This is a genomic window from Bacillus sp. JJ675, from assembly GCF_036963165.1.
Lineage (GTDB): Bacteria > Bacillota > Bacilli > Bacillales > Bacillaceae > Bacillus > Bacillus glycinifermentans.
On the sequence record NZ_JBALMR010000060.1, the window covers coordinates 1 to 4,984 of the forward strand.

7 protein-coding genes and 1 pseudogene are annotated in these 4,984 nt (G+C 41.8%); 1 reads left to right on the forward strand and 7 read right to left on the reverse strand.

Annotated features, from left to right (window positions below):
- Positions 1-91: 91 nt before the first annotated feature.
- Both V7126_RS15775 and V7126_RS15780 read right to left on the reverse strand, forming a co-directional pair.
- Entirely contained in the window at positions 92-1,237 is a 1,146-nt protein-coding gene (locus tag V7126_RS15775) for a site-specific integrase (RefSeq protein ID WP_175077529.1), read from the reverse strand.
- 202 nt (positions 1,238-1,439) lie between these two features.
- A complete protein-coding gene (locus tag V7126_RS15780) occupies positions 1,440-2,222 on the reverse strand; it encodes a helix-turn-helix domain-containing protein (RefSeq protein WP_335497708.1) in 783 nt (260 codons plus the stop codon).
- Between the two features lie 131 nt (positions 2,223-2,353).
- Between V7126_RS15780 and V7126_RS15785 the strand changes: the two genes are divergently transcribed.
- Positions 2,354-2,560: a helix-turn-helix domain-containing protein gene (locus tag V7126_RS15785; protein WP_128748079.1), complete on the forward strand. Its 207-nt coding sequence runs from the start codon at positions 2,354-2,356 to the stop codon at positions 2,558-2,560.
- A 68-nt stretch (positions 2,561-2,628) separates the two neighbouring features.
- Here the strand turns inward: V7126_RS15785 and V7126_RS15790 are convergent, their stop codons facing one another.
- The 5 genes and pseudogenes from V7126_RS15790 to V7126_RS15810 form a co-directional block, all read right to left on the reverse strand.
- Complete coding sequence (locus tag V7126_RS15790) at positions 2,629-3,429, reverse strand: SpoIIIAH-like family protein (RefSeq protein ID WP_216898723.1); 801 nt, start codon at positions 3,427-3,429, stop codon at positions 2,629-2,631.
- A 200-nt stretch (positions 3,430-3,629) separates the two neighbouring features.
- A complete protein-coding gene (locus V7126_RS15795) occupies positions 3,630-4,154 on the reverse strand; it encodes a GNAT family N-acetyltransferase (RefSeq protein ID WP_065894372.1) in 525 nt (174 codons plus the stop codon).
- A gap of 7 nt (positions 4,155-4,161) precedes the next feature.
- Positions 4,162-4,356, reverse strand: a complete 195-nt coding sequence (locus V7126_RS15800) for a hypothetical protein (protein WP_175077671.1) — start codon at positions 4,354-4,356, stop codon at positions 4,162-4,164.
- Between the two features lie 255 nt (positions 4,357-4,611).
- Positions 4,612-4,842, reverse strand: a complete 231-nt coding sequence (locus V7126_RS15805) for a phage holin (protein ID WP_065894362.1) — start codon at positions 4,840-4,842, stop codon at positions 4,612-4,614.
- A gap of 20 nt (positions 4,843-4,862) precedes the next feature.
- Positions 4,863-4,984: pseudogene (locus V7126_RS15810) on the reverse strand (N-acetylmuramoyl-L-alanine amidase); the annotation flags it as partial.

The following is a 4,984-nucleotide window of genomic DNA, read 5'->3' on the forward strand; positions in this document are numbered from 1 at the left end:
TGTTCATGCAGTCTTCGTGGCGGAATCTTTTGTTAAAATGCCGCTATATCAACGCCCACACATCCGATCACACAAAACGGTCACACTGCGGTCACACTTTCGCGACCAAATCGTCCAATTTCCCGACTAATTCCGCCTGCATCGAAGGCAAAACGTGACTGTACGTTCCGAGCGTCGTTTTGATATGCGCATGGCCCAAACGCTCTTGAACAATCTTCGGACTTATACCAATACTGATTAAGTACGTCGCGTGAGTATGCCGCAAATTCTTCGGCGGGATTTTCGGTAAATCTAGTTGCGCAATTAACCGAGTGAAAGCCCGTCGATAGTTGTTCGGATGCACCCACTTCCCGTGCTTCGTACACACGACGAGATCATTATCGATATAGTCCTCACCGAGGATTTCTTTTTCGCGCTGAATCATCTTCTTGTGTTCGATTAAATATTCGATAAAGAATTTCGGTAAATGGACAGTCCGAAACCCAGCCGCTGTTTTGACCTCGGGCACTAATCCGTAATTACCCTCATCGTCTATCTTCGCGAGAGTTTGTCGAATTGTTAGGAGTCCCTTTTCGAAGTCAATATCGGACCACCGCAATCCAAGCACCTCTCCCATACGCATACCTGTAATCACGGATAATACCATTCCGATAAAATATCGCGTTAAAGAAACGATGCGATTCCGAGCATCTAAAAACGTTTGAACGTTCTTCTCGTTCCACACTTTGGATACACGATTTTCAGGCGGAAGGTTTATATCGTCAAGGATTGCGAGGTCGAACGCCCCTTTGCGGGAAGCCTTCTTTAAAATTTCCGCTACAATACCGTAAGCTGTTCGGATGGTCGCTGGTGCGAGTTTACGTTCGTTGTGAAGTCGGTTGATATAATGCTGTAAGACTTCCTCTGTGATGTCTTTAATTTTAAACGTTCCTAGATACGGAAGTATGTTGTAATCAAGCTGCTCGCGGTAATTAACGATTGTGCTTGATCGGAGTCTAACCTTTTTTGAATCAAACCACTTTTCAGCAAATGTACTAAACGCACTTTTATTCGGGTTGTGGGATGTCTTCTCCCTCTCCACCTCTATTATTACTTGTTTTAAAACCTCTTTCGCCTCGCGTAAACTCGACATTCCTTGCCTTCTTTTTTGAATCCTGGCTCCGGTTATTGGGTGAACTCCTCCTGAGTATACAAAATAATATTTTCCGGTTTTATCATCTTTTTTAATAACTGTCATCATCCTCACTCCTATTGAGCGAAGGATTAATGCTAGTTGTGATGTCTTTATTATTATATCATTATGATTACTTTTTAGGCAGTCACACGCCCTCCAACGAAACCCGCACGATCTCCTTAAACGGTATGTCAACGCCTTTATACAGATATTAAAGCTGTTTGATTGTCCGAATTTCGGATGAACGCAATTTGCGACGTTCAATCTATTCCGCTTCGAGGAACGATTCGAACTCCGCCAACAACCCAACGTTTTTAACGCGATTTTCACGGGCTTTTACCGTCCATGCGGCTTGCCGGAAGCTAGCGTATAGGTAGTCATCAAAGCGTCTAATTTTCTGCTGTTTTCGTTTGAGAATCGCTGCGTGCCACGCTTCAACGAATGGCTGCGAATGTTCTTCGAGTAGGATCGTCGAATCTACGCTTGCCTTAGCCCGCAGTAAGATTCCGTAGTATTTATAAATTTCGTCTGCGTCGAAGTAGCGCGCCATTGCGGAGTAGACTTCGCTTGGTAACGCGTTTTTAAGACCGCAGGCCGGGACCGTATCTATTACGTGATTTTTTGAAAGATTTATAGAATGCGATGGTTCATTCGTAGTTTTAGGCGCTTCATCCGTTGTCTCCGTTGGCATTTCGGCATCCTCACGCGTGGTCATTGTCGACTGGTCAACCGGCAAAATAACGATGATATTTGCGCCGTGGCCGCCGTTAATTTTCCGGGTCGTCGCTATCTTTTGAATGATCGAAAGTGATGCGAGTTTGTTGACGACACGCCGCGCTGTCTTGACGGACTTTCCGATAAGGTTCGCGAGTGTGTCCGCTTTGAGATGCGCAGCCCCGGCGAACTTGACCGCGTAACGAGCGATCGTCTTCAGCGCAAGCCGGTCCGTATCGTTCAATTCGTATGTATTGCGTTTGATGTGTTCGTAGACTGCCGCGTTGAGTTCGGCCGTCGAGTCGAACGTTTGGTGTTCAGCTAAATAATGCATATTTATCACTCCATAACGTGATGTCGTTATAACGAGTATAAATAACGTTATCACGTTATGTCAACATTTTTATTTACTCGATGTACATATAGCGTTATAATAGGATTATCAGCAGATGGAGGCGATGTGACTTGCAACTTTACGTTAAACTTGACGAAATCCTAAGAGAACGCGGGTGGAGTGGAAAAGTGTTAGCGGAGAAGTCAGGGGTAAGCGAAAACAGAATTAGTGAGATCAGGGGTAATCAACGAACTACCATCAATCGTGAACATATTGCTAAGATTATGAAGGCTTTGGATATTGCAGATATGAATGAATTGTTTGAGGTTCGCGAGTAGTTTATGGAGAGGCATAAGTTTGCGGAAATAAAAATAACGCCCCAACCGGTTAAAGTTAGGGCTAAACATCATTCTTTGCTTAATGCGGGGTGCTCATAATAGTGATCAGCAACTTTATTAAAGTTATTAAAATTGAAATGATCCCAGTTTATTTCATCGTTTGTTTTGCGTTCGATTTGTATAGACAAGACTTTTTTAGCGTCTGAGTTACCTTTTAAATCTATTAAAGGGAATTTCCATGTAAGAATTACTCGTCCTACTTTTTTATCTTCGAAAATCTTAGGCATGAGTTGTTTGGCTTCGATTAGCATACCCTCGCGAATCATATTAGTGGTAAGGTTATCATTACCGTTCAAAGTCACATTAACTGTCCTGACGGTTTTTGTATCGGATTCCAGAAGATCGGATACTTCCAAGTCACTAATCTTCGGATTTTCTCCAGATTTTTCACCTACAGTCTTTTCGATAATTTTTTCTATCTCTTCTTTACTCTTTTCTTCGTCATTCACTTTGGGGTTTTCTTTTTCATTTTTTGTTTCTTCCGTCACTGTTGTTTCTTCTTTATTGGTTTTTGTTTCCTTTTCGTCTTTTACAGATTGATCGTCTTTTGTTTTTTCCTCTTGTTTCGTTTTCTTCACAGGTTTTGAAATCTTGTTTTCCGCATCAACCTGGGGTGGTACTTTTGCTGACTGCGGGCTCTGCGTATAATATCCGACTATCGCTAATACGACAACTATGCAGCTTACAATGATACGAGTAATAAACGTCCATTTTTTATTAGCCCACATCAGAATTAAGCCAACCGGAAAAAGTACAATTATCATAAGTATAGTGAACCAATTCGTTTTGTAAAACGGTGTTTCTTTCAATTGTCCCCCTCCTCATAGGTAAAATTATACTCGATCGGAAGTCTTCTCCGCAATCTCATTATGTACCACGAGCACCTACGCTTTTATACGCAGGCGCCCGCCAAAAGTTCCGCTTACTTAGTCGTTCTTTCACGTTTCGCAACCACAAAAAAAGACCGTCGATCGGTTTCGACAGTCTTCGTCTGATTGGGTTATGTGAGTTATTCTTCAGCATCTTCTAATTTAAGTAACATATTAACATACTTCTTTTCTGTTGCAACCCGTTTGAAATGGTATTTTTCATAAAACTCCACCGCACTGTTCAAAGCCTGTACAGAGACGAATGTGCAACCAGATAGTTTAGAAATTTTTGTGCAAACATCGATAGCCGATATTAATATCGTATATCCTATTCCTTGCTTTTGGTACCTCTCATCTACTCCGAGATAATGTAATCTGACAGCAGGATAACTTTTTTCTGAATTAGGCAATTTCCAATTCTCTTTTATTAATTTATCTTTGCCCACTTTTGGTACAGATTCATTGAACAAAGTAAAATACCCAACGAGATCTCCATCTTTATTGAAGAACAGTCGGGTAAGGGTCATGTTATACTCCTGTAACTCCCAAGAATCCTTTTTTAAAAAGATTTCTACATCTTTCTCCGATTCGCATTTGAAATTATCTACTTTTGATCGATGCTCTGGGGAAAGAACCTCGTCAAACAGTTCAACCAGTTGAGCCACTCTTCAATCACCTAGATCGGTTTTTCATTTTTCTATAAGCTGCTAGCGCCTCCCGAACACGGATAGCACTTTCGCTCCTAGACGTTTCTTTAGAGTAAGCCCATTTTTCAAACTCTTCTGCTTGCTTTTCAGTTTCGAATTCAATACGCATAGGCTTGATTGGTTTTGCTACGCCCATTTTATCATCCCCACTTTCGCTCATTTCGATCACCCTTTTTGAGATGGTAACCGCACTATACATTCAGCGAATAGTCAATGTATATTACGATTATAAAATATTGGCATAACGAAAACAAGTTTTTCTGCACGCTACGTTTTCTTTTTTAGGATTTCCTATCGTAAATTTTTTAATCATCCTTAGGTGGCAAAAGTATGACAGGTTTTTGCATATGGAAAATGCAATGAAAAATGATCGGAGAAAACGTCTCAAACGTCCTCTCCGAAATTGTTCCGTTATCTATTCGCCTTTTGTCCGCGCTTTCTTCGTCACGTCGTTATTTTTCCAGTACGCCCATAACGAAGTTGCTCCGGTAAATGCGAGCGAAATAAATTGCTGTACGCCGTCTTCATCGACCGGAATCGGACTGTGACCCGTCATCGTAAGCGTCTGGTTAACGAGTGCAAGCGCAAGAAGCACGAACCGAGCGATTGTGCCTGCGCTAATTTTTTCAGTTGTCTTTACGTTCATAATATCGTCTCCCTTTTCGATTATTTTACAGTTGCGCCGGTTGATTTCGCCGCGTAGATATTCACTTTTCCGAACTGATCCGTTTTGATCGTATAGACGTCCGTTTGTGGATTCGCAAGGATCTCGTATTTAAGGCCGCCGA